The organism is Amycolatopsis silviterrae (assembly GCF_042684085.1).
Lineage (GTDB): Bacteria > Actinomycetota > Actinomycetes > Mycobacteriales > Pseudonocardiaceae > Amycolatopsis > Amycolatopsis silviterrae.
On record NZ_JBHUKS010000001.1, the window covers coordinates 58963 to 82329 of the forward strand.

Here is a 23367-nt window from a genome sequence, read left to right on the forward strand (position 1 = left end):
TGGGCACTCACGACGTCCCCGCAGCAGCCGCCGGACGCCGTCGTACGCGGCAATTCCGGTTCTAACCGGCGTGGGCACTCACGACGTCCCCACGGCGGCCGCCGGACGCCGTCGTACGCGGCAATTCCGGTTCTAACCGGCACCAGCCACGCACGACCCCGCCCCACGCCAGCCGCCGGAGACGTCGTGCGTGGCAATCACGGTTCTAACCGGGATTGCCACTCACGACGGCGTTTCCTCCGTGCCCGGCACCCGAGGCACCTCGTCCGTCCGCGAAGGGCTCAGGTCCGGTCCCGGTGCGGTGGCCACTTCGCCGGGCAGCTCGTCCGGTTCGGGCAGCTCGCGTTTCCGGCGCGCGGGGAACGGCGATTCCTCGTCGTCGTCCTCGGACCGGTCGCGGGGAAGGAACTCGCTGCGCGGGGTCATGACTCCGGGATACCCGGTTTGCCGCCCCCGCACCAGGGAGTTCACGCGGCCGGACGCCGCGATCGCTGCTTGCCGGTGGCGTCGGTGAGCTGGTCGAGCAGCGTCAGCAGCAGCCCGTCGCGGGTCGACCACGGGCAGATCGTCAGCTTCCCGCCGGCGACCGTCAGCAGTGCTTCCGCCACCACCGCGCCGCCGAGGGCCTGCTGAGCCCGCTGCCGCGAGATCCCCGGCAGCTGCGCCCGCCGCGCGAACGGCATCGCCGACAGCCTCGGGATCCACGCGCGCACGTCGTCCAGGTGCAGCTCGCGGGCCTTGCCCGGCCGGTCGCCGGCCAGGCGCGCCAGCTGCCGCAGCACCTTCGAACAGCCGACCACGCGGTGTTCGGCCAGTTCGGCCTGCACATCGCCCAGGGCGGCGGAGACTTCTTCCAGCACGTGGTCACGCAGCGCACGCACTTGCTTGCTGCGCACCGGCGGTTCGGCGGGCAGCCAGTCGCGCGTGACCGACCGGGCGCCCAGCGGAAGCGACCGGGCGAAAGTGGCCTGTTCGCCCGCTCCGGCGGACAGCTCGACCGTGCCCCCGCCGATGTCGAGTGCCAGCAGCGGGCCGCCGGACGCGCCGTACCAGCGGCGGGCGCCGACGTAGGTCAGTTCCGCCTCCCGGCGTCCGGAAAGGAAGCGCAGTTCCACCCCGGTTTCCCCGGCGACTTCACGTACCGCTTCCCGGGAATTGACCGCGTCCCGAATCGAGGACGTGGCCAGCGGAAACACGTCTTTGACACCGTGTTCGCGGGCGAATTCCATACCGCAGGAAACGGCCTTCGCGATGGCCGCGATACCGCAGTCGCTGAGCCGTCCGTCGTCGTCGAGTTCGCGGTCGAGCCGCAGCCGGGTCTGGTGCGTCAATGCCGGGTCGAGCGGGGATCCGCCGGGTTCGAGCACGACGAGCCGGGCACTGAACGATCCGACGTCCAGCACCGCGGCGGCGGATCCTTCGATTCTGCGCACAGCCCGGCATACCTCGCTTTCGCCCCGCCCGGATTCCCCGTTGGACCCGTTCCTACTCCCGACTTCGCGCCCCGCGCGGGGAGTTTGACGGTATTTCGACGGCGGCATCGACCCGAAGTGCGGTTTTTTCACACCCCAGTGGCATGCATCATACCGGACCTATCCGAGCAGCTCCTTCAGCTTGGCCACAGCGGCCACCCGGGCCTCGCGTCCGGGCTGCAACGGGTTGACCGCCAGCGTCGTCGCTCCGGCCTCGGCAAACGCCGCCAGCCGCTCCCGCACGTACCCCTCCGGACCGACCAGCGACGTGGCCCGCAGCAGCTCCGTCGGGACCGCCGCGGCGGCTTCTTCCTTCTTGCCGTCGAGGTACAGGTCCTGGATCTTCTTGGCTTCCGCCTCGTAGCCGTAGTTGCACGCGAGCGTGTTGTAGAAGTTCTTGCCGCGCGCGCCCATCCCGCCGATGTACAGCGCGAACACCGGGCGCACCCAGTCGAGCAGGTGGTCCACGTCGTCGCCGATGGCCAGCGGCGGCGCGGCGAACACGTCCAGCTCGCCCAGCTCCGGGTCGCGTTTGGCCTTGCCCTCGGCCAGCGAGGCTCCCCAGACGTCGGCGGCCTTCTCCGGGTGGAAGAAGATCGGCTGCCAGCCCTCGGCGACCTCGGCGGCGAGCGCGACGTTCTTCGGGCCCAGCGCGGCGAGCACGACCGGGATCCGCTCGCGCACCGGGTGGTTGATCAGCTTGAGCGGCTTGCCGAGCCCGGTGCCCTGGTCCGCGGGCAGCGGGATCGTGTAGTGCTTGCCGTCGTGCACCACCCGCTCGCGCTTCCACACCTGGCGGCAGATCTCGATGATCTCGCGGGTGCGGCCGATCGGCGCGTCGTACTTCACGCCGTGGAAACCCTCGATGACCTGCGGCCCGGACGCGCCGAGACCGAGGGTGAAGCGGCCGTCGGACACGAAGTCCAGGCCGGCCGCGGTCATCGCGGTGAGGCTCGGGGTGCGGGTGTAGATCTGGAAGATGCCCGACATCAGGCCGACGCGCTCGGTCTTCGCGGCGAGGTAGCCGAGCTGGCTCACCGCGTCGAAGCTGTAGGCCTCGGGGACGAACACGATGTCGAGCCCGACCCGTTCCAGCTCCACGATGTCCGCGACGCTTTCGGCGAACCCGCCCGAGTAGCTGACGCCGGTGCCGATCCTCATCGATCCCTCATTCCCGTGCCGGTCGACTGTGACTAAGCGTTTGCTCATTATGCGGCCGCTCGGGTGACGACGCTACGGCGTGGGTCACACCACAGCGGGCGCCACCGTCCCGCGCACCTCGCCGAACCCGATCCGGGCCCCGCCTGGACCAGGAGCGGAGGCGCTGATGACGACCTCGTCGCCGTCCTCCAGGAACGCCCTGGTCTCGCCGGGCCCGAGGGCGAGCGGCTCGCGCCCGCCCCAGCTCAGCTCCAGCAGCGAACCGCGCTGGTTCTTCGCCGGGCCGGTGACCGTGCCGGACGCGTACAGGTCGCCGGTGCGCAGGCTCGCGCCGTTGACGGTGAGGTGCGCGAGCTGCTGCGCGCCCGTCCAGTACTGCGTGGCGAACGGCGGGCTGGACACGAGATGGCCGTTGATCCGGATCTCCAGCGCCAGGTCCAGGCTCCACGGCTCGGCCGCGCGCAGGTATTCGAACGGCTCCGGGTCCTGCGCGGGCTGCGGCACCCGGGCGTGTTCCAGCGCGGCGAGCGGCACCAGCCACGGCGACATCGACGTGGCGAAGGATTTGCCGAGGAACGGCCCGAGCGGCTGCGATTCCCAGCCCTGCAGGTCGCGCGCCGACCAGTCGTTGACCAGGCAGACGCCGAAGACGTGGCGAGGGAACTCGTCGATCGGCACCGGAGCGCCCAATTCGGACGGAGCGCCGACGACGAAGCCGACCTCCGCCTCGAAGTCGAGCCGTTTGGCCGCGCCGAACGACGGCTTCTCGGCGCGGCGCGGTTTCCGTTGCCCCGCCGGACGAACCACCGGAGTGCCGGACGCGACGACCGTGCCCGCGCGGCCGTGGTAGCCGATCGGCAGGTGTTTCCAGTTCACCGGGACCAGATCGTCTCCGCCGGTGAAGATCCGGCTGGCGTTGATCGCGTGCTGTTCGCTGGAGTAGAAATCGACGTAATCCGCGACTTCGATCGGCAGGTGGCTGGTGATTTCGTTGTGGGGCACCAGATGCGGCCGGATCCGGTCGGCGTGGCGCGGTTCGCTGAGCCATTCGCGGACCCGCGCCCGCACCTCGGCCCAGGTGTCCGGGCCGTCGGCGAGCAGCGGGTTCAGCACGCCCGCGGTGAGCAGGCGGCCGAAGGACTCTCCCTCGGCCGCCGCGGTCAGGTCGAGCACCTGCTCCCCGACCGCGACGCCCGCCCGGCGGGTCCGCTCGCCGTGCGAGAAGACGCCGTAGGGCAGGTTGTCGAGGCCGAAGAGAGTGTCGGCCGGAAGGTCCAGCCAGGTCACGCGGACGCCTCCGCGATCCACGCGCCGACCACAGTGTCCAATGTGGACAGCGGAAGGATTCCGTTGCCCAGCACGACGTCGTGGAACGCGCGGATGTCGAAGCGGTCGCCGAGCGCCTGCTCGGCCTCGGCCCGGACGCGCTGGATCTCCAGCCGCCCCACCATGTAGCTCAGCGCCTGGCCCGGGTTCGCGACGTACCGGTCGACCTCCGCCTCGATCTCCATCTTCGCCATCGGCGAGTGCTCCACCAGGTAGTCGACCGCCTGCTGCCGGCTCCAGCCCAGCGCGTGCAACCCGGTGTCGACCACGAGCCGCCCGGCCCGCATGGAGTCCTGCGCGAGCATGCCGAAGCGGGCGATGTCGTCGGAGTACAGGCCCATCTCGTCGGCGAGCCGCTCCGAATACAGGCCCCAGCCCTCGATGTAGGCGTTGAACGGCGCGATCCGGCGCAGCATCGGCAGATCGGCGAGTTCCTGGGCGAACGTGAGCTGGAAGTGGTGCCCTGGAACGGCTTCGTGGAACGCGATCCCCTCGCTGGTGTAGCGCGGCCGCGAACTCGCCTCGTGGGTGTTGGCGTAGTACGTGCCTGGCCGGGACCCGTCGAACGCGGTCGGCAGGTAGTAGGCGATCGTGCCGCTCGCCGCGTCCGCCTCCGGGACCGGCTCGACCGCGCACTTCGCGTCCGGCACCCGGGAGAACCATTGCGGGGCAACCGTTTCCGCCCGCGTGATGGCCTTGCGGGCGGCTTCCAGCAGCTCTTCGCCGTCGCGCCAGCGCAGCTCCGGGTCGGTGCGGAGGCGGTCGAAGATCTCCGGCAGCTCGGCGGTGCCGAACACCTTGCGGCCCAGCTCGCGGTACTCCTCGGCCAGTTTTTCGCCCATCCGGAGCCCGGTGTCGTGCAGCTCCCGCGCGGTGCGGTCGGTGGTGGTGTGCGCGCGGATCAGGCCCTGGTACTTCTCCAGCCCGCCCGGCAGGTGGCTGATGCCCGGCTGGCTGTCCGTCTTCGAAACCGGCAGCACGTCCTCGGCGAGGAAGTCGCGATAGCGCCGGTACGCGGGCCGCACGACCTCGGCGAGCAGCCGGTCGCACTCCGCGGCGAAGCCCTCGACCTCGGCCGTCGGCGTGACGCGGAACGGATCACCCTCCTCGTTCGCGAGGTACCGCTCGACGTACTCGATCCCGATGCGCACCAGGAAGTCCGGCGGCGTGAACCCGTCCGCGACGGTCGTGCGCTGCATCTCGGTCACCGCGTCGAGGTAGTCGCCGACGGCGGCCAGCCTGCTGAGGTAGCCGCTGGCTTTGTCCGCGTCGTCCGGGACCAGCGCGGGAAGGATGGTCATCAGGTTCAGCGCGGGCGAACTGAACCCGTCACTCACCGCGAACCCGGACAGCCGCGAGTCGATCGTGTCGATCACGCCGCGGGCGTGCGTGAGCACCACCTCGCGGGTGACGACCTCGGACGCGGTCAGCCCGGCCGGATCGATCGCCTCGGCCCGCTCGGCGATCGCGGCGTAGGCGGCCCGAGCGCGTTCGGCGGCGGCGAGGCTCGGGTCGGCGAGCTTCGTGTGGTCGCCCGGGAGGCCGAGGACGGTGCGCTCCAGCGGCTCCCGCTCGAAGTCCAGCTCGACCAGCTCGTCCGCCAGACCGGCGACGGTGTCGCCGTGCCCGGCCACCCACTCGGTGACCACGGCTTCCAGCACCGACAGCGGCAGCGAACCGCCGGAGAGAACGGTGTCGTGGAACGCCTTGACGTCGAACCGGCTGCCGAGCCGCTGTTCGGCCTGCTTGCGGAGCCGCTCGATTTCCAGCCGTCCCACCATGTACGCGAGCGCCTGGCCCGGGAAGCCGAGGTACCGGTCGACCTCGGCCTCGATCTCGACCTGCGCCATCGGCGTGTGCTCCAGCAGGTAGTCGACCGCCTGCTGGCGTGACCAGCCCAGCGCGTGCAGCCCGGTGTCGACCACGAGCCGGCCGGCCCGCATCGACTCCAGCGTCAGCATGCCGAGCAGCGACACGTCGTCGGAGTACAGGCCCATCTCGTCGGCGAGGCGCTCGGTGTAGAGGCCCCAGCCCTCGGCGTACGCGGTGAAGTTGCCGACGCGGCGCAGCAGCGGCAGCTCGGTGAGGTCGAGCGCGGTGCTGAGCTGGAAGTGGTGGCCCGGGATCGCCTCGTGGAACGCGGTGGCCTCGGCGGTGTGCCGGAACCGCTCCGTGGCCTGGTAGGTGTTCGCGAAGTAGACGCCCGGCCGGGACCCGTCGGCGGCGGGCAGCATGTAGTACGCCGGGGGCGCGCCGGGCGCGGAGTCCTCCGGCACCGCCTCGACGGTCCACGGGTGCTGCGGGATGTGGCCGAACCAGTTCGGCGCCTCGGCCGCGGCTCGGGAGATCGCCGTGCGGGCGGTGTCGAGGAGGTCGTCGGCGCTCGTCCAGCGGAGCTTCGGGTCGGTGCGCAGCCGCTCGAAGATCTCCGGCAGCTCGCGCGTGCCGAACACGCGCTCGCCGAGGGCCTGGTACTGCTCGACCTGGCCGGCGATCACCGCGAGGCCGGTGTCGTGCAGCTCCTGCGGGGTGCGGTTGCTGGTGGTGTGGGTGCGGGCGAGGCGGGCGTAGATCTCGTCGCCGCCGGGGAGCCAGGAGACGCCTGCCTTGTCGTCCGGGCGGCCGTGCGGGAGGACTTCGGCTTCCAGGAAGTCGCGGTACTCGCGGAAGCCGGGGCGGACGACTTCAGTGAGAACCTGCTCGCGGCGCGCGGCGAACTCGTCGTCCGGGGCGGGCTGGCGCAGCAGCGGGTCGCTCTCGGGCTCGGCCAGGTAGCGGTCGAGGTGCGCGATCGCGGCCTTGACCAGGCGTTCGATCGGCAGCAGCCCGGCCGCGATGCCGTCCCGGTGCCGCCCCGCGACGACCCGCAGGTACTCCGGGATCGCGGTGAGCCGGGTGAGGTGCGCCTCCGCGGTTTCGCCGGTGACCGTGATCATCGGCAGCGCGGACAGCAGCCCGGCGGCGGGCCCGACGAACAGGTCGGTGACGGTGAAGTCGACGGCCCGGCTGTCGATCCGGTCGAGGTGCCCGTCGACGGAGCTGAGCAGGACGTCGCGCGTGACGCGATCAGCGGCGTCGAGCCCGGCTGGATCGACCGCCTCGGCCCGCTCCCGCAGCGCGACGAGCCGCTCCCGGAACGCCGCCTCCGCCTCTGCCGACGGATCGCCGAGCCCCGGCGCGGCGGGCCGGATGCCGAGAATGGCAGCGTCGAGCGGCTCGTGGTCGAACGACACTTCGACAAACTCGTCGGCGAGATCGGAAACGACGGACATCGGCGTGGACCCCCAGGGTTCGGTGGCGAAGGTGCGGTTCCGACCCTAATCGAGATCGGGCCGCCGACGCCCGTATCCGGCGCGGCCGGTCCCTCGGCAGGCGGATCCGCGTGCCGCGGGGCGGAACTTGTGCCCGATCGGCTGCGGTGCGTGTTCGACGGGAGGGTGGATTGCGCTGTCCGTTGCGATGGTGCGGCGGGGCCCGCGTTCGCCGTCCGCCGAGGTGGCGCGGGGCACGCCGGACGCGGTGGTGCGGCCGGGTCCGGCGGGCGAGGCGGTAGCGTTGCCGGAGTGGCCGTGACCGATCCCGCCGACATCCGCCTGCTCGCCGCGCTCGCCGAGCTGGGCAAGGCGGCTGTGCACGAGCTGGCGGCGAAGGTCGGGATGGATCCGCGGGAGGTCGCGTACCGGCTGGTCGCGCTGTCCGGGAGCGGGCTGCCGCTGCTGGTCGGCGTCGAAAGCGACCCGAACGGGCTCCGGGCGGCGATTTCCGGGGCTCCGGCGTCGTGGCAGCGTCCGCAGGCTCCCGGGTATCCGGGCGGGCCCGGGTCGGTGCCGTTTCCCGCGGCCGGGCCGAGGCCGGGCGGGATGCCGTCGGGCCCGGCCGGAGCGCCTGGCTCTATGCCGAACGGGGTGCCCGCGGGTCAGCCGGGGATGCCGAACGGCCCGTCGTCGTCCGGAGTTCCGGCGCCCGGCGGCATGGCCGGAGCGCCCGGGATGCCGGGTGCACCCATGCCGGGTTCGATGCCGTCCGGCCCCGCCGGAGCACCGGGACCAATGCAGTCCGGCCCAGCCGCGATGCCAGGAGGCCCAGCCGCGACTCCCGTTCCGAACGGCGCTCCCGGCGGGTCCGGCCCGCATTCGCCCGCGCAGTCCGGGATCCCCGGCCCCGAAACGCCCGGGCATTCCGGCCCGCACCCACCTCCCGGAACCGGCGCGTACCCGCCCGGCCAGACGGGGATCCCCGCCGGGCCGGGCATGTCCGGCCCGTACGCCCCGGGACCGGCCGGGATTCCGGGCGCGTTCCCCGGCCAGGCCCCGGCGGTGTCCGGCGCGTACTCCCCCGTCCAGACCGGAATGCCCGCCCCGAACGTCTACAATGGACAGTCCGGGGCGTATCCGGCTCCGGATCCCGTCGTCAGCACGTGGGGCGTCCCGCAGACCGCGTCCTGGGCTCGCGGCGACGAACCCCGGCCCGCCGCCGCGCCGGCCAGGAAGGGGCGGATCGGCGAGACGATGCAGTCGCAGGGGCTGGAAGGGGAACAGCTTTCCGTGCAGCTGCTGGAAGTCCAGGATCCCGCCGATTTCCTCTTCGGCGCGGCCGGCTACCGGCTCGAGGACGGCGAGCGCGCGGTCGTCGTGCACACCGAAATCACCAACCGCGGGCCGATCCCGTTCGCCTCGCTGCCCGACAACTACCTCGAACTCGTCACCGACAGCGGCGAGACCGTCGCGAAGGCCCCGGTTTCGCTCACGTCCCGGCCGCCGCACAAGATCGGCGTGCAGCCGGGCGAGACGCTCGGCGGGCACACCGTGTACGTCCTGCCCACCGCGACCCGGGTGGTCTCGGTGCGCTGGAGCCCCCGGCCCGAGCCGGACGAGCGCACGTTGACCTGGGCCGTCGACTAGCGGCGAAATACCGGCATCGCAGTAACCGATGACGTGAAGAACAGTTTCGCGCCATCAGTCCAAGAATCGGCTGCCTCAATTCTCGAGAAAAGAAAAGCACAGCTGCCGGACGGCCCGGGTCGGCGCTAGTCTTGTTCAGGCCCGGCACGGACTGGCGAATCTGACCTCGGGGAGAGGATGGCATGGAGGTGACCTCGAAGCCCTCGCCGCCCAAGAAGACCAACTGGGCCGCGGTCAGCGGAGCGGCCGCAACGGTCAGCGCCCTCGTCGCCTTTTTGGCATATGCCAATCCGCACAGCCCTCCGACACCGAATCCCTCCGCACCCCCGGCAAGCTCACAAGAATCGCCCACGCCCGCGGCACCACCGTCACCGGTGTACACGCCGCCACCGCTGGTATACGCGCCACCGCCGACGACGTACTCGCTGGCGGACACAGCATCGGCGATGTACTACGGGGCCATCGCGATATCGCGCGATGGCAGCAGCGGCGCGTCCTTTAATGCCGATTCCGCCGCCGCAGCCGGCCGACAGGCGCTAGACAACTGTCGCCGTTCCGACTGCACGCTCATTACGCAATTCGTCAACAGCTGTGGCGCCGCCGCCTACAACCCCAGTACCGGCCGGTACCGGGGCGGTCATGGCACCACCGCAACCGAAGCCGAAACCAACGCCGTCGCCAATGCCGGCGGCGGCCACTGGATCCGCGAGGCTTGCACCGACCGATAGCCGGTCGGGGCCTGCCCCGCGCGGGTCTGCGTCGCTGCCGGTTTTAGTTCCCGTCCCGCAGGATCTCCAGCGCGCCGGCCAGGTCGGCCGGGTACTCGGCCTCGAACTCGACCCACCGGCCGTCCGCCGGATGCGCGAAACCGAGCGTCCGCGCGTGCAGCCACTGCCGCGTCAGGCCGAGTTTCCGGGCCAGCACCGGGTCCGCGCCGTAGGTCAGGTCGCCCGCGCACGGGTGCCGCAGCGCGGAGAAGTGCACGCGGATCTGGTGGGTACGCCCGGTTTCCAGCTTGACGTGCGCCAGCGACGCCGCCCGGAACGCCTCGACCACCTCGTAGTGCGTGACGCTCGGCCGTCCGCCCGCGACGACCGCGAACTTGTAGTCGTGCCGCGGATGCCGGTCGATCGGCGCGTCGATGGTGCCGCGCGTCGGATCGGGGTGGCCCTGCACGACGGCGTGGTAGCCCTTGTCGACGGTCCGTTCCTTGAACGCCCGCTTCAGCACGGTGTACGCGTGCTCGCTCTTCGCCACCACCATCACCCCGGTGGTGCCCGCGTCGAGCCGGTGCACGACGCCTTGGCGCTCGGCCGCGCCGGACGTCGAGATCCGCAGCCCGGCCGCGGCGAGCCCGCCGACGACCGTCGGGCCGGTCCAGCCGGGGCTCGGATGCACCGCGACGCCGACCGGTTTCGAAATCACCACGATGTCGTCGTCATCGTGCAGGATTTTCATGCCGTCGACCGGCTCCGCGACGATTTCCGCCGGACGATCCGGTTCCGGCAGCGTCACCTCAAGCAGCCCGCCCGCGGCGAGCCGGTCGGATTTGCCCGCCGGGCGGCCGTCGAGCAGCACGTCGCCCGCCGCGGCCAGTTCCGCGACGACGGTGCGGGACAGCCCGAGCATTTTCGCCAGCCCGGCGTCGACGCGCATCCCGTCGAGCCCGTCCGGGACGGGCAGCATGCGCGCGCTCACGCGTCTTCCTTCTTTTTGCCGCGGGTGGAGGTGCCGTCGTAGTCCTTGCCGAGCAGGGACAGCAGCACGATCAGCGCGCCGCCGACGCAGATCGCGGAGTCGGCGATGTTGAAGATCGCGAAGCCCTGCCCGTTGGGCGCGAACGCGGAGATGAAGTCGACGACGTGGCCGCGCAACGGCCCCGGCTCCCGGAAGAACCGGTCGGTCAGGTTGCCGAGCGCCCCCGCGAGCACGAGCCCAAGCCCGATCGCCCAGCCGACCGAGCGCAGCCTGCGCGAGATCCACACGATCGCGATGACGACGCCGATCGCCACCAGCGCGAGCACCCAGGTCATGCCGGTAGCCATCGAGAACGCGGCCCCCGGATTGCGGATGACCTGCAGGTAGATCAGCCCGCCGAGGATCGGCTTGGGCTCCTTGCCCTCAAGATTGGCGACCACGAGGTTCTTCGTGATCAAGTCGATCGCCCACAGCAGCGCCGCGACCGCGAACACCACCCAAACCCGCCTCTTAGGCAGCGGCGTGCCCTCCTCGGCAGCCCCCCGCTCAGGCGGTTCCGCAGACGGCTCGACCTCGGACTCAGACGGCGAAGGATCGGTGCTCACACCCCCATTGTCCACTCTCCAGCCCGACCACACCCAACCGGACCACAACCGCGGGATCGCGCCGGCGTTTGGGGTGAGCGGCGGGACAGGCCGAAGGCCCCTCCCGCCGCTCACCCCAAACGCCGGCTAAAAGCGATCCCGCACGCGACGGCGAAGCCGGCGCCATCAAACACAGCTGGTGACCCTCAAGCACAAACCCAGGCAAATCCCGCGCCGTGGTCACCAGCGCTGCCGCACAACCCGAGACCCCATCAAGCACAAAACGACGGCAGCTCCCGCGTATCCCCCACGGGCCCCCACCGCCCATCCACCTTCGCGTACTCCCACCGAGCCCCCCGAGCCACGATCTGCCGCAGCGCCAGCACCACCCGGTCCACGTGCTCCTCGGTGCTCCCCAGCCCAAGACTCACCCGAACCGCCTGCTGCCCCTCGCCGCCAGCCTCGCGAATCAACCGCCGAGCAGCCACATGCGCGCAGAACGCCCCGTCCCGCACACCGATCCCGTACTCAGCCGACAGCACCGCCGCCAGCCACCCCGGCTCAAACCCGTCGACCACGAAACTCAACGTCCCGACCCGGTCCACCGGCGCGTCAAAAAACCGCAACTCAGCAAACCCAGGCAGCCCCTCAAGCCCCTTGCGCAACCGCTCCAGCAACGCGGCCTCATGGGCCCCCACCGCATCCCAAGAAGCCGCCAGCTGCTCGCAAGCCACCCCAAGCGCATACACGCCAACGGTATTCGGCGACCCAGCCTCGTGCCGCTCCTCGCCGGAGTTCCACACGACAGCTTCCTCGGTCACCAGCTTCGTCGCCCCGCCACCGGCCAGATACGGCTCTGCAGCCCGCAACCAGTCACTCCGCCCGATCAACGCCCCAGCCCCGAACGGCGCGTACAGCTTGTGCCCAGACAGCGCGACATAGTCAACATCCAGCTCCCGCACCGAAATCTGCCGATGCGGAGCGAGCTGCGCAGCGTCAAGCGCCACCCGAGCCCCGTGCTTCCGGGCCACCGCGGCGATTTCGGCGACCGGCAGCAGCTCACCAGTCACATTGGACGCCCCAGCCACGACCACCAACCGCGGCCCCTGCGGGCATTCCGCAAGCGCTTCGTCCACAACGGACACCGCAGCCAACCGAGTCCGCGGCAACCGCACGCGCCGGACGTTCGGCCCCCGCCACGGCAGCAGCGCCGCATGGTGCTCACTGTCGAAAACAACCACGGAAGTCTTGCGCGGCAACGCCTTCGCCAGCAGGTTGAACGCGTCAGTGGTGTTGCGGGTGAAGATCACCGAGTCGCCGCTGCGCGCGTCCACGAACCGGCGCAACACATCCCGAGTGCGCTCGTACAGCCGCGTTGAGACCTGCGAAGCGAAACCCGCGCCCCGGTGCACGCTGGCGTACCAGGGAAGAAACTCGTCGACCGCCGAACGCACCGCGTCCAGACAGGGCGCGCTGGCCGCGTGATCGAGGTTGGCGTAACCGATGTCGCCGCCCGTGACCAGCGGCACCCGCAGCGTCGCACCAGCAACAGTGGGAACAGTAGCGGTGGGCCGGTCGAGTGCGAGAGTCATGACGGTGCCTCCTCGGCGTTCCGGGGGACCCCCGGCGAGGGGCCCGCGCTTGCCCGTCGCGCTGCGCGACCGGCCTGGTCCTCACCCGGGGCACCCCACCGCGGTAGGAGGGTTGCCGGCCAGCAAGCCGGGGCTTCGCGCTGGCACTCATGACCTGTTACGGACGATAGCGGAAACCAGGGGACCGAAACCAGCCCCGTCCCGTGATCTGAGACGACGGTCACCCAGAAGGTCCACAAAGGACAGAAAGGTCAGTTGCCCGATTCCCCGCGCCACCGGGCGAGGCGGCCTGCCCGGTCGACCGCGCGGATCCGGCGTTCGGTCGCGTCCCGGTCGGCCGCGGTCGTGACCACCAGAAGCTGGTCCTCGACCTGCAGCCGGCTGGTTTTCTGGGGCGTGAAGCCGGTCCCGCCGCGGACCACGAGGCTGACGGTCGCGCCGGCGGGCAGCCGCAGCTCCGACAGGTACACGCCGTGCAGCTTCGACCCCTTCTGGATCCGCACCTGCAGCAATTCCGCGCCAAGTTCGTCGAGTGGCGCGGAATCGACCTCGATCTCGTGCGCCTGCGCCGCCTTCGCCAGCCCGAGCACCCGGGCCAGCGGGCTGAGTGTCGCGCCCTGCAGCACGGTGAGCACGATGACGAGCACGAAAACCGCGTCCACGAGCCGCTGTGCGCCGGGCACGCCTTCGGACAGCGGGATCATCGCGAGCACGATCGGCACCGCGCCGCGCAGGCCCGCCCAGGACAGGAACGTCTGCTCGCGCCAGGGCAACCAGAACGGCAGCAGCGACAGGACCACCGACAGCGGCCGGGCGAGCAGCAGCACCACCGCGCCCGCGACGAGGCCCGGGATGAGCGCTTCGAGCAGCCGGGTCGGCGACGCGAAGAGGCCGAGCAGCACGAACAACCCGATCTGCGCGAGCCAGCCGAGCCCCTCGGCGAACGACAGGGTGTCCGACCGGTGCGGCAGCTTGGAATTCCCCAGCACCAGCCCGGCGACGTAGGTGGCGAGCAGGCCGGACGCGTGCGCCAGCTGTCCCGAGGAGTACGCGAGCACGCACACCGCGACCGTGGCGAGCGGGTACAGACCGGTGGCCGGCAACGCGGCCCGTCGCAGCGCCTGCGCGCCCAGCCAGCCGAACGCGAAGCCGAGCACCAGTCCGGTGAGCAGTTCGTAGACCACCAGCAGCGGCAGCGACCAGTCGACCGCCTCGCCGGACGCGAGCACGACGACCGCGATGTAGGCGGGCGCGTCGTTGATGCCGGATTCCAGCTCCAGCGTGCCGACGAGCCGTTTGCCTACCCCGGCCGAGCGCAGCACGGAAAACACCGCGGCGGCGTCGGTGGACGCGAGGACCGCGCCCCACAGCAGGGCGAGCCGCCAGTCGAGGCCGAGCAGCCAGTGCAAAGCCGCGCCGGTGACCGCGATGCTGATCACCACGGCCACTGTGGACAGCAGGATTCCGGGCCCCAGCGAGGGTTTCACCGAGGGCCAGCGCGTGGTGAGCCCGCCTTCGGTGAGGATCAGGACGAGCGCGGCGAGCCCGAGCGACTGGGTGAGCCCCGGATTGTCGAAGCGGATGCCGAACCCGGCCTCGCCGAGCACCACGCCGATTCCGAGATACAGCAGCAGCGACGGGAATCCGAGCCGGATGGACACCCGCACCGCGACGACCGAGACGACCAGAACCAGCGCTCCGACGCCCAAGAGCACGGGAAGTTCGTCCACTTCTCCGCCTCCCTCCCGGTCGCCCCAGGCGTCCAGAATAGTGAGGCAGTGTCCGGTTCCCGACCGCGCACCACCGTGCGGGGGACATCGCGAGTGTGTTACGACGCCTCGGCGGCACTCACCGTCGCGAGATCGACACCCAACGCGGCGAACGGACCCGTCGCGCCCGGCAAAACCCGCACCGCGCGCTGCTGGTCCCGCGTCAGCCATCCCGCTTCGACCGCCCGCTCCAGCACCGCCGCCGGGACCGCGCCGGCCAGGTGCTCCCGCCGCTCTGTCCAATCGAGACAGTCGCGCAGCAACGGCCGCCGCGGCCGGTCCGGCACCGCCACGCCGAGATCGGCCAGCACCTCGCGGCCGGAATCGGTGAGCGCGAGCCCGTCCGACACGTCGATCAGTCCCCGATCGACCATCCCGTCCCGCAACGCGACCCCGAGCGTCCCGGCCAGATGGTCGTAGCAGCTTCGCGCGAACGACAATCGCTGTACCCGCAACGAAGTCCGCAGTCCGGACGGCCGTTTCAGTTCGGCATGCTGAGCCAGATGCTCGATCAGCTCCGCGACGCGCGGGTTCGCGAGCCGAACGTAGGCATGCCGTCCCTGTTTCACCCGGGCCACGAACCCGGCCTCCCGCAGCCGGGTCACGTGCTCGCTGGCGGTCGACACCGCGATCTGTGCCGCGGCGGCCAGTTCGCCGACGGTCCAGGCGCGGCCGTCGAGCAGCGCGAGGCACATGGCCGCGCGGCTCGGATCGGCGAGCACGGCGGCGACCTCGGCCAAGGCGACGGTTTCCATAGGGCGAGGGTAGAGCGGGGAGAGTTCGGCGGCGGCCGAAGCGTGGGGGTCGTGAGTGTTTAAGCCGGTCAGAACCCAATGCCGCGTGGCTTAAGCCGACGCTGACGGTGCCGGGGGGCGGGGTTTGCGGTCCGTGAGGGGAACCCTGAGGGAATCAGATTCCCTCAGGGTTCCCCTCACGGACGTGAAGATACGGTCAGACGGGCATCAATCGCGGCTTAGGTTCCCAGCATTGGGTTCTGACCGGCATAAACACTCACGAGCCGCTACAGCTCGCCGAGGAACTTCGCGCCCAGCGAGACAGCCGGTTTGGAGTCGTTGGCCCCCTCCAGGAAGACCGCGAACGCCAGGTCGCCGCGGTAGCCGACGAACCAGCCGTGCGCTTCCGCGCCGTCGCCGAACTGGGCGGTGCCGGTCTTCCCGAACACCGTGCCGGAGCGGGACAGGCCGGTCGCGGTGCCGCCGGTGACGACCTCGCGCATCATCCCCCGCAGCGCCGACAGCACCGAGGCCGACGGCGGGTGGTAGCCGGTGTTGACCTTGGTGCCGTCCTCCCACAGTCTCGGCACGACCGCTCGCCCGGACGCCGCGGTCGCGGCCATTACCGCCGCACCCATGGGGCTGACCTGCACCTTTCCCTGGCCGATGCCGTCCTCGACCTGCTCGTCCGCGTTCGCCGCCGGGTCTACGCGGCCCAGTTCGGTGGAGAGGCCTTCGATGCCGAAGTCGGCGTTGAGGCCGAACTGGGTGGCTGCTTTCGCGAGCCCGTCGGCGGGCAGTTGCGAGGCGAGCCGGGCGAAGGTGGTGTTGCAGGACTTCGCGAAGGCTTTGTGGACGGTGGTGGTGCCCAGGTCGAAGCCTTCGTTGGAGAGGGTGCGGGTGCCGATTCGGTCCGTCAGCGGGCACGGGACCGAGGAATCCGGGGTGACCAGGCCGGCTTCCAGCGCGGCGGTCGCGGTGACGATTTTGAAGGTCGAACCGGGGGCGTACTGGCCGCTGAAGGCCGATGCCGCATTGGTGACGCTGCCGTTCTGCGCCACCGCCAGCAAGTCGCCAGTGGACGGCTGAAGCGCGACGAGGACCGCCTTGCCGCGGTAGCCGTCGACCGCCGCCTGCGCCGCGGCCTGGGTCGCGACGCTGAGGCCGGTAGTGGCCGGTTTGTGGTCCCCTTCGGGATTGCCGAACAGCGTTTCCAGGGGCTTCCCCGAGCTGTCGACGCGCTCGACCGCGAAGGCCTGGGACGCCTGGCCGTGGCCGGTGAGCGCCGAGCGCAGCAGCGGGAATGCCTTGTCGTCGGCGAGTTTCAGTCCGCCGTTGCCGGAAACGACGAGGGGTTTGCCGTCGCGGTCCACTACGGCCGGGACGTCCGAGGAGGCGATTGTCAGCCGCTGTCCGGCTTCGAGCTTGGGGTGCAGCGCCGACGACGCCCAGTGGACCCGCCAGGTGCCTTGCGCCTGGACGAGATCGAGATTCCCGGAGTAAGTCCAGGTGCGGCCGGCGCCGAGGCTCCAGGTCATGGTGTAGGCGGCGGTGGCCTTGTCGCCCTGCGGCGCGCCGACCGTGCCGAGCTTGGCGGTCAGCTGCGTGGGCCGGAGCGTCGCCAAGGCGTCCTGCAGCACGACGGCGGCCCCCGGTACCGCGTCGGTGGCTTTGGCGGCGGCCTCGGCGTCCTTTCCGGCAAGAGCGAGCAGGTACGCCCGGGCCGCCGACGCCGGGTCGCTCGGCCCCGCAGCCGTTGACGCCGGCTCCGCATCCGATGAAGCCGCGGTCGATCCTCCCCCGGTGAGCATCACGACTGCGGCCGTCACGATCGCGACCATGACCAGCGCGCCGCCGATCAGCACGCCCTTCTTCGCGGCAGGACTCACTGTCGCATTCCCCCTCGCCCACGCGGTCCGCCCGCGCCCCTGGCTCAGCTTGCCCATCGCGGAACGGAACCGGGCGTTACGGTGGCGGGAAAGCGGCTGTCCCGACGCTGATTCGTGATCAACGCCGAGCCGTATAGGTCGTTATACGACAGGCTGTCCGCGCCGGTAGCGGGCGCGGAGGTGGAAGCGTTCGCCCTGCTAGCCGAGGATGCTGAGGAATTCCACCGCGTGCGCGTCGGCGTTTCCGTACCAGTGCGACACCTGAGTATCGAATTCGGCGACTTCGCCCGCGCTGAGCACGAAATCCGCTTCGCCGAGGATCATCCGCAGCCGTCCGTTGAGGACGTACAGACAGTGGTATCCCTCGTGCGACCGCGGTTCCGGACGGTCATGCCGTCGCGGCGGCACGGGCGGGGATGCACGCGGGGGTCACCGCTGGGCGGGGCATCGACCAGCTCGTCCAGCGGCACCTGGTAGGCCTTGAGGGTGGCTCCCCGGCGGCGGCGCAGAGCACGCAGCCGCGGGCCGACCGCGGCCAGCACGGCGTCGAACTCTTCGCTCATCCGCCCATGGTGAGCCGGGCTTTGCGCTTCCCCCAAAAAACTTTGCCGAAACGGCGTGGTCTTGCTCCGGGCACCAACACCCGGAGCAAGACCACGACAAGGTCACGCCTTCGCGACCGCCACGCGCACCTTCACGCCCTCGCCGACCGTCCCGTCGAAGCCTTCGGCCGCCTCGCCGTAGGACACCGACGTCGCGAGGGTCTCGGACGCCACGAACTCCTCGTGTTTGCGCACCGCGGCCGTCACCTCGTCGGTGGCGTCCACGGTCAGCGAGATCCGGTCGCCGACGTCCAGACCGGCCTCGCGGCGGGCCTGCTGCACCACGCGGACCAGGTCACGGGCCAGGCCCTCCGCCGCAAGGTCCTCGGTGACCTCGGTGTCCAGCACGACCAGACCGGCCCCGCCGGGCAGCTCAGCCGCCGCGCCGCCGCCAGCGGCCACCAAACGCCGGTCGTACTCGCCCTCGACGAGTTCGACGCCCGCCGCCACGACCGCGCCGGACTCGTTCGTCGTCCAGTCGCCCGCCTTGACCGCCTTGATCACCTGCTGCACGGCCTTGCCCAGCCGCGGACCGGCCGCCCGCGCGTTCACCGCGACCTCGAACGTGCCGTGCGCCGCGACGTCGGCGGTCAGCTCCACCGACTTCACGTTCACCTCGTCCCGCAGGATCTCGGTGAACCCGCGCAGCGGTTCGACGTCCTCGGCCGCGACCACGAGCTTCGCCAGCGGCAGCCGCACCCGCAGCTTGTTCGCCTTGCGCAGCGCCAGCGCCGACGACGCCACCTGCCGCACCTTGTCCATCGCGGTCACCAGCGCCGCGTCGGCGGGCAGGTCGAGCGCGTTCGGCCAGTCCGCGAGGTGCACCGAACGGCCGCCGGTCAGCCCGCGCCACACCGTTTCCGTGGTGAGCGGCAGCAGCGGCGCGACGACCCGGCAGGTCACCTCCAGCACCGTGTGCAGCGTGTCGATCGCGTCCTGCTCGCCCGCCCAGAACCGGTCCCGCGACCGGCGGACGTACCAGTTCGTGAGCACCTCGAGAAAGTCCCGCACGGTCTGGCACGCGCCCGCGATGTCGTAGCCGTCCATCGCGGACTCGACGTCGGTGACGAGTTCGTGCGTCTTCGCCAGCACGTACCGGTCGAGCAGGTGCGTCGAGTCCGTGCGCCACTGTCCTTGCTTGCCGTCGGCATTCGCATACAGCGCAAGGAAGTAGTACGAGTTCCACAGCGGAAGCACGGCCTGGCGCACCGCGTCGCGGATCCCCCGGTCGGTCACGACGAGGTTGCCGCCGCGCAGGATCGGGCTCGCCATGAGATACCACCGCATGGCGTCGGACCCGTCGCGGTCGAAGACCTCGTTGACGTCCGGGTAGTTCCGCAGCGACTTCGACATCTTCTGGCCGTCGGAGCCGAGCACGATGCCGTGCGACACGCAGGTGCGGAACGCCGGCCGGTCGAACAGCGCGGTCGCGAGCACGTGCAGGAGGTAGAACCAGCCGCGGGTCTGCCCGATGTACTCGACGATGAAGTCGCTCGGGTAGTGGTGCTCGAACCATTCGCGGTTCTCGAACGGGTAGTGCACCTGGGCGTACGGCATCGACCCCGAGTCGAACCACACGTCGAGCACGTCCGGCACGCGGCGCATGGTGGAGCGGCCGGTCGGGTCGTCCGGGTTCGGCCGGGTCAGCTCGTCGATGTAGGGCCGGTGCAGGTTGTCCAGCCGCACGCCGAAGTCGGCCTCCAGCTCGTCCAGCGAGCCGTAGACATCGATCCGCGGGTGCTCCGGGTCGTCCGAGCGCCACACCGGGATCGGCGTGCCGAAGTAGCGGTTGCGGGAGATCGACCAGTCGATGGCGTTCTCCAGCCACTTGCCGAACTGGCCGTCCTTGACGTTCTCCGGGTACCAGGTGATCTGCTGGTTCAGCTCGACCATCCGGTCCTTGAACTGCGTCACCGCGACGAACCACGACGACACCGCGCGGTAGATCAGCGGGTTCCGGCAGCGCCAGCAGTGCGGGTACGAGTGGTCGTAGGTCTCGTGCCGCAGCAGCACCGGGCCCTGGCGTTCCGCGCCGCCGGTGCCGTTCTTGAGGTCCCGCACGATGTTCGGGTTCGCGTCGAACACCTGCTGCCCGGCGTAGTCCGGCACGGTGGCGTCGAACTTGCCGTGCTCGTCGACCGGCGTGACCGGGGTGATCCCGGCCGCGTCGGTGACCACCTTGTCCTCGGCGCCGTAAGCCGGCGCGATGTGCACGACGCCCGTGCCGTCCTCGGTGGTCACGTAGTCCGCGGACAGCACGCGGTGCGCGTTCTCCGTGCCCACGAAGTACGGGAACGGTGGCGCGTAACGGGTTCCGAGCAGCTCCGCGCCGGTGTAATGCGCGACTACGGTCGGCTCTTCGCCGAGTTCACGGGCGTACGCGGCCACGCGCGCCTCTGCGAGCAGGAACCGCTTGCCGTCGTTTTCCACCACGACGTACTGCACCTCGGGGTGCACGGCGGTCGCGAGGTTGGACGGCAGCGTCCACGGCGTCGTGGTCCAGATCAGCAGATACGTGCCGTCGAGGTCGTTGTCGTTGCCCTCCATGCGGAAACCGACCGTGACGGCCGGGTCCTGCCGGTTGCGGTAGACGTCCGCGTCCATGCCCAGCTCGTGGTTGGACAGCGGCGTCGCGTCGCGCCAGCAGTAGGGCAGGACGCGGTAGCCCTCGTAGACGAGTCCCTTGTCCCACAACCGTTTGAACGCCCAGAGCACCGACTCCATGTAGGTGACGTCGAGCGTCTTGTAGTCGTTGTCGAAGTCGACCCAGCGGGCCTGGCGCGTCACGTACTCGCGCCATTCGTCGGTGTAGCGCAGCACGGACTCGCGCGAAGCCTCGTTGAACTTCGCGATGCCCATCTCTTCGATCTCGGTCGTCTCGGTGATCCCGAGCTGCCGCATCGCTTCGAGCTCGGCGGGAAGGCCGTGGGTGTCCCAGCCGAACCGCCGCTCGACGTGCTTGCCCTTCATCGTCTGGTAGCGCGGGACGATGTCCTTCACGTACCCGGTGAGCAGGTGGCCGTAGTGCGGCAGGCCGTTGGCGAAGGGAGGGCCGTCGTAGAAGACGTACTCGTTGCCGCCGTCGGTGCCGACGGGGCGGGCGTCGATGGTCGCCTGGAAGGTCCGGTCGCTCTCCCAGTACGCGAGGACGCTCTCCTCCAGCGCGGGGAACGACGGCTGGGACGGGACCGTGGTCTCTCCGCCCGGCGAAGCCTGGGGGTACATCCGGTGCGCTCCTTGCGTTCGTCGCTCGTACGGGCGACCGGCGGCCGCCCACACGGGGACGAGACGCTCGCGCGTCACGCGGTACCACCCCGCTTGCCCGGCGCACTGCTCCCGGGCCACTCGTCGCGCGGCTGTCACGGGCCGCACCCGTCCGGTTCTACTGCGGGCGGCGAACGCCCGGTTCTTCCGGAGGCTCCCCGGTGATGGCCGGATCGACGCCTTGCTGTCTTCAGATTAACTCGTCGCCGCAAGTCGCTTTCCGCCTGCCCCGGCTGTGCACCGTCGCCGCCGCGAGCACCGCGGCCGCGAGCCACAGTCCGGCCGAGGCGAACCCGAGCAGGTGCAGGCCGTGCACGAACGCCGCGCGCGCCGCCGGTTCTCCCGCCACCGCGCCGAAAACCGCCACTCCGAGCGCACCGCCCGCCTGTCGCGCCGCGTTGTTGATGCCGCCCGCGATGCCCGCGCGCTCCCCCGGCGCGTCGGCCACCGCCGCGGTCACCACAGCGGCGGTCAGGAGTCCCATGCCGACACTGAGCACGAGCAGCGTCGGCAGCAGCGTGCCGTACCCGCTGCCGGGCCCGATCCGCAGCAGGTTCAGCATCGCCGCCGCGCCGAGCACGAGCCCGGCCAAGATCTGCGGGCGCGGGCCGAATCTCGCGGTGAGCCGTCCCGAGACCGGCCCGAGCAGCACCATCGGGACGAACATCGGCACCACCGCGACGGCCGCGGCGATCGGGTCCGCGCCGAGGACGTCCTGCAGGTAGAGCGTGAACACCAGCACCGAACCGAGGCCGACGAAGTTCATCGCCGCGGACACCAGGTTCGCGCCCGCCGTCTGCCGGGACCGCAGCAGCGGCAACGGCAGCATCGGTTCGGCGGAGCGCCGTTCCACGACCACGAACGCCACTGCCGCCGCCACCGCGAGCAGCCCGATCCACGGCGTCTTCGCGATCACCGCGTACACGCCGGAGCCGAGGGCCAGGGCCGCGGTCGCCGCGCCGGGAACGTCCACCCGGCCCGGTTTCCGGACGTCCGGCGGCACCAGCCGGCGAGTCGCGACGGCCGCCGCGGCCACGATCGGCACGTTCAGCCAGAACACCGGCCGCCACCCGGCCGTCTGCACGAGAATCCCGCCCAGCAACGGCCCGGCAGGCAGGGCGAGCGCCGAAATCCCGGCCCAGACCCCCAGCGCCCGGGCGCGTTCCGCAGGCTCGGAGAACGTCCCGGTGATGACCGCCATCGTGCCCGGCAGCACCAACGCCGCCCCGACGCCCTGCACCGCGCGAGCCGCGACCAGCCAGCCCGCCGACTGCGCCAGCCCGCACGCCGCCGAAGCGGCCCCGAAGACCGCCAGCCCGGTCAGCACCACCCCGCGATGCCCGAGGACATCCCCGAGCGCACCCCCGGTCAGCAGCAGCGCGGCGAGCACGACCGAATACCCGACCACCACCCACTGCAGCTGCGGAACGCCCGCGTGCAGTTCGCTGCCGAGGGTGGGAAGAGCGACGTTGACGACGGTGACGTCGAGCTGCACCAGGAACATCCCGGCGCACATGGTGAACAAGATCGCGGTGCGCATGGGTCCAGCAGACCCCGGGGACGCTTCCGTCGCGATGGAAGTGTGCCGGGGGCATCCTGGACGCATGGAAGGAGACGCCGACATCGCGCGCACCGCCGCGCTGTTCGCCGATCCGGCGCGGGTCCGGGTGCTGATGGCGCTGGCGGACGGCCGGTCGCTGGCCGCGTCCGTGCTGGCCGGCGAAGCGGGCCTGACCGCGCAGGGGGTGAGCGCACATCTGTCGAAACTGCTGGCGGCGGGCCTGGTGACGGCGGAAAAGTCCGGCAGGCACCGGTTTTACCGGATCGCCGGTGCGGCCCCGGAGCTGCTGGAGGCGCTCGCCCGGCACTCCCCCGCGCGCCCGGTGCGCTCGCTGCGGGAAGGCACCCGCGCGGAAGCCTTGCGCACGGCGAGATTGTGCTACGACCACGTCGCCGGACGGCTCGGCGTGACTGTCACCGCGGCTCTGCTCGACCGCGGCGCACTAGCCACTGTGGACGGTGACCCGACTACTCAGCGACGAGCCAGCGACCGGATTTCCTCGCAGCTGCAAGAACATCCGTACGTGCTGGGTCCCACCGCCAACGACGTGTTCGACGCCTTAGGCGTGGATGTCGCGGCTGCTGCCGAGGGCCGCCGTCCGCTGCTGCGGTTTTGTCTGGATTGGACGGAGCAGCGCCATCACCTCGCGGGGGCGCTGGGCGCGGCGGTCACGCGACGGTTCCTGGACGCGGGGTGGGTGCGGCCGCGTGCGAAGGCGCATCGGGCGGTGCGGCTCACCGAAAGCGGGGCGACAGTGCTGGAGCGGGTGCTGGGGGTCGTGAGTGTTGATCACGGTTAGAACCGTGATTGCCAC

General features: G+C 70.9%; 16 protein-coding genes, 1 pseudogene and 1 riboswitch. Of the genes and pseudogenes, 3 read left to right on the forward strand and 14 right to left on the reverse strand.

Going from position 1 to position 23367, the window contains the following annotated elements; all coding sequences use genetic code 11:
* Positions 1-222: 222 nt before the first annotated feature.
* The 5 genes from ACFSVL_RS00285 to ACFSVL_RS00305 all read right to left on the reverse strand — a co-directional run bounded on the left by ACFSVL_RS00285 (position 223) and on the right by ACFSVL_RS00305 (position 7231).
* On the reverse strand, positions 223-426 hold the full coding sequence (locus ACFSVL_RS00285) for a hypothetical protein (protein ID WP_378299183.1): 204 nt from the start codon (positions 424-426) through the stop codon (positions 223-225).
* A 41-nt stretch (positions 427-467) separates the two neighbouring features.
* Positions 468-1433 carry a Ppx/GppA phosphatase family protein gene (locus tag ACFSVL_RS00290; protein WP_378299184.1) on the reverse strand — a complete coding sequence of 322 codons (966 nt, stop codon included), beginning with the start codon at positions 1431-1433 and terminating at the stop codon, positions 468-470.
* Between the two features lie 159 nt (positions 1434-1592).
* Positions 1593-2633: an LLM class F420-dependent oxidoreductase gene (locus ACFSVL_RS00295; RefSeq protein WP_378299186.1), complete on the reverse strand. Its 1041-nt coding sequence runs from the start codon at positions 2631-2633 to the stop codon at positions 1593-1595.
* A gap of 84 nt (positions 2634-2717) precedes the next feature.
* Positions 2718-3920, reverse strand: a complete 1203-nt coding sequence (gene fahA, locus ACFSVL_RS00300) for a fumarylacetoacetase (protein WP_378299188.1) — start codon at positions 3918-3920, stop codon at positions 2718-2720.
* Entirely contained in the window at positions 3917-7231 is a 3315-nt protein-coding gene (locus ACFSVL_RS00305; protein ID WP_378299190.1) for a DUF885 domain-containing protein, read from the reverse strand. Before ACFSVL_RS00305 ends, fahA begins: the two co-directional genes overlap by 4 nt.
* A gap of 699 nt (positions 7232-7930) precedes the next feature.
* Here ACFSVL_RS00305 and ACFSVL_RS00310 point away from each other — a divergent pair.
* Positions 7931-8860 carry an AsnC family protein gene (locus ACFSVL_RS00310; RefSeq protein ID WP_449224357.1) on the forward strand — a complete coding sequence of 310 codons (930 nt, stop codon included), beginning with the start codon at positions 7931-7933 and terminating at the stop codon, positions 8858-8860.
* Positions 8861-9042: 182 nt separating this feature from the next.
* A complete protein-coding gene (locus ACFSVL_RS00315; RefSeq protein ID WP_378299192.1) occupies positions 9043-9588 on the forward strand; it encodes a DUF4189 domain-containing protein in 546 nt (181 codons plus the stop codon).
* A 43-nt stretch (positions 9589-9631) separates the two neighbouring features.
* Here the strand turns inward: ACFSVL_RS00315 and ACFSVL_RS00320 are convergent, their stop codons facing one another.
* The 9 genes and pseudogenes from ACFSVL_RS00320 to ACFSVL_RS00360 form a co-directional block, all read right to left on the reverse strand.
* Complete coding sequence (locus tag ACFSVL_RS00320; RefSeq protein WP_378299194.1) at positions 9632-10558, reverse strand: RluA family pseudouridine synthase; 927 nt, start codon at positions 10556-10558, stop codon at positions 9632-9634.
* Positions 10555-11163 carry a signal peptidase II gene (lspA, locus tag ACFSVL_RS00325; protein ID WP_378299196.1) on the reverse strand — a complete coding sequence of 203 codons (609 nt, stop codon included), beginning with the start codon at positions 11161-11163 and terminating at the stop codon, positions 10555-10557. Before lspA ends, ACFSVL_RS00320 begins: the two co-directional genes overlap by 4 nt.
* A 251-nt stretch (positions 11164-11414) precedes the next feature.
* A complete protein-coding gene (locus tag ACFSVL_RS00330; protein ID WP_378299198.1) occupies positions 11415-12734 on the reverse strand; it encodes an aminotransferase class V-fold PLP-dependent enzyme in 1320 nt (439 codons plus the stop codon).
* A 40-nt stretch (positions 12735-12774) separates the two neighbouring features.
* Positions 12775-12889: riboswitch (SAM riboswitch) on the reverse strand.
* Positions 12890-12985: 96 nt separating this feature from the next.
* Positions 12986-14464: a potassium/proton antiporter gene (locus ACFSVL_RS00335; protein WP_378299199.1), complete on the reverse strand. Its 1479-nt coding sequence runs from the start codon at positions 14462-14464 to the stop codon at positions 12986-12988.
* Positions 14465-14562: 98 nt separating this feature from the next.
* Positions 14563-15258, reverse strand: a complete 696-nt coding sequence (locus ACFSVL_RS00340) for an ArsR/SmtB family transcription factor (protein ID WP_378299201.1) — start codon at positions 15256-15258, stop codon at positions 14563-14565.
* 266 nt (positions 15259-15524) lie between these two features.
* Positions 15525-17126 (reverse strand): penicillin-binding transpeptidase domain-containing protein, encoded by a 1602-nt coding sequence (locus ACFSVL_RS00345; protein WP_449224356.1) that lies wholly within the window; start codon positions 17124-17126, stop codon positions 15525-15527.
* Between the two features lie 198 nt (positions 17127-17324).
* A pseudogene (locus tag ACFSVL_RS00350) lies at positions 17325-17689 on the reverse strand (cupin domain-containing protein).
* Positions 17690-17791: 102 nt separating this feature from the next.
* Positions 17792-20953, reverse strand: a complete 3162-nt coding sequence (gene ileS / locus ACFSVL_RS00355; RefSeq protein WP_378299204.1) for an isoleucine--tRNA ligase — start codon at positions 20951-20953, stop codon at positions 17792-17794.
* A gap of 229 nt (positions 20954-21182) precedes the next feature.
* Positions 21183-22532 carry an MFS transporter gene (locus ACFSVL_RS00360; protein ID WP_378299206.1) on the reverse strand — a complete coding sequence of 450 codons (1350 nt, stop codon included), beginning with the start codon at positions 22530-22532 and terminating at the stop codon, positions 21183-21185.
* Between the two features lie 64 nt (positions 22533-22596).
* On the opposite strand from ACFSVL_RS00360, the gene ACFSVL_RS00365 reads away from it, so the two are divergent.
* On the forward strand, positions 22597-23352 hold the full coding sequence (locus ACFSVL_RS00365) for an ArsR/SmtB family transcription factor (protein WP_378299208.1): 756 nt from the start codon (positions 22597-22599) through the stop codon (positions 23350-23352).
* Positions 23353-23367 lie beyond the last annotated feature (15 nt).

Bases quoted from the DNA above. Each gene is read 5' to 3' on its own strand.
- ileS (WP_378299204.1), bottom strand. From the start codon at position 20,953: ATGTACCCCCAGGCTTCGCCGGGCGGAGAGACCACGGTCCCGTCCCAG.
- ACFSVL_RS00330 (WP_378299198.1), bottom strand. From the start codon at position 12,734: ATGACTCTCGCACTCGACCGGCCCACCGCTACTGTTCCCACTGTTGCT.
- ACFSVL_RS00305 (WP_378299190.1), bottom strand. From the start codon at position 7,231: ATGTCCGTCGTTTCCGATCTCGCCGACGAGTTTGTCGAAGTGTCGTTC.
- ACFSVL_RS00295 (WP_378299186.1), bottom strand. From the start codon at position 2,633: ATGAGGATCGGCACCGGCGTCAGCTACTCGGGCGGGTTCGCCGAAAGC.
- ACFSVL_RS00315 (WP_378299192.1), top strand. From the start codon at position 9,043: ATGGAGGTGACCTCGAAGCCCTCGCCGCCCAAGAAGACCAACTGGGCC.
- ACFSVL_RS00340 (WP_378299201.1), bottom strand. From the start codon at position 15,258: ATGGAAACCGTCGCCTTGGCCGAGGTCGCCGCCGTGCTCGCCGATCCG.
- ACFSVL_RS00365 (WP_378299208.1), top strand. From the start codon at position 22,597: ATGGAAGGAGACGCCGACATCGCGCGCACCGCCGCGCTGTTCGCCGAT.
- ACFSVL_RS00310 (WP_449224357.1), top strand. From the start codon at position 7,931: ATGGCCGGAGCGCCCGGGATGCCGGGTGCACCCATGCCGGGTTCGATG.
- ACFSVL_RS00285 (WP_378299183.1), bottom strand. From the start codon at position 426: ATGACCCCGCGCAGCGAGTTCCTTCCCCGCGACCGGTCCGAGGACGAC.
- ACFSVL_RS00360 (WP_378299206.1), bottom strand. From the start codon at position 22,532: ATGCGCACCGCGATCTTGTTCACCATGTGCGCCGGGATGTTCCTGGTG.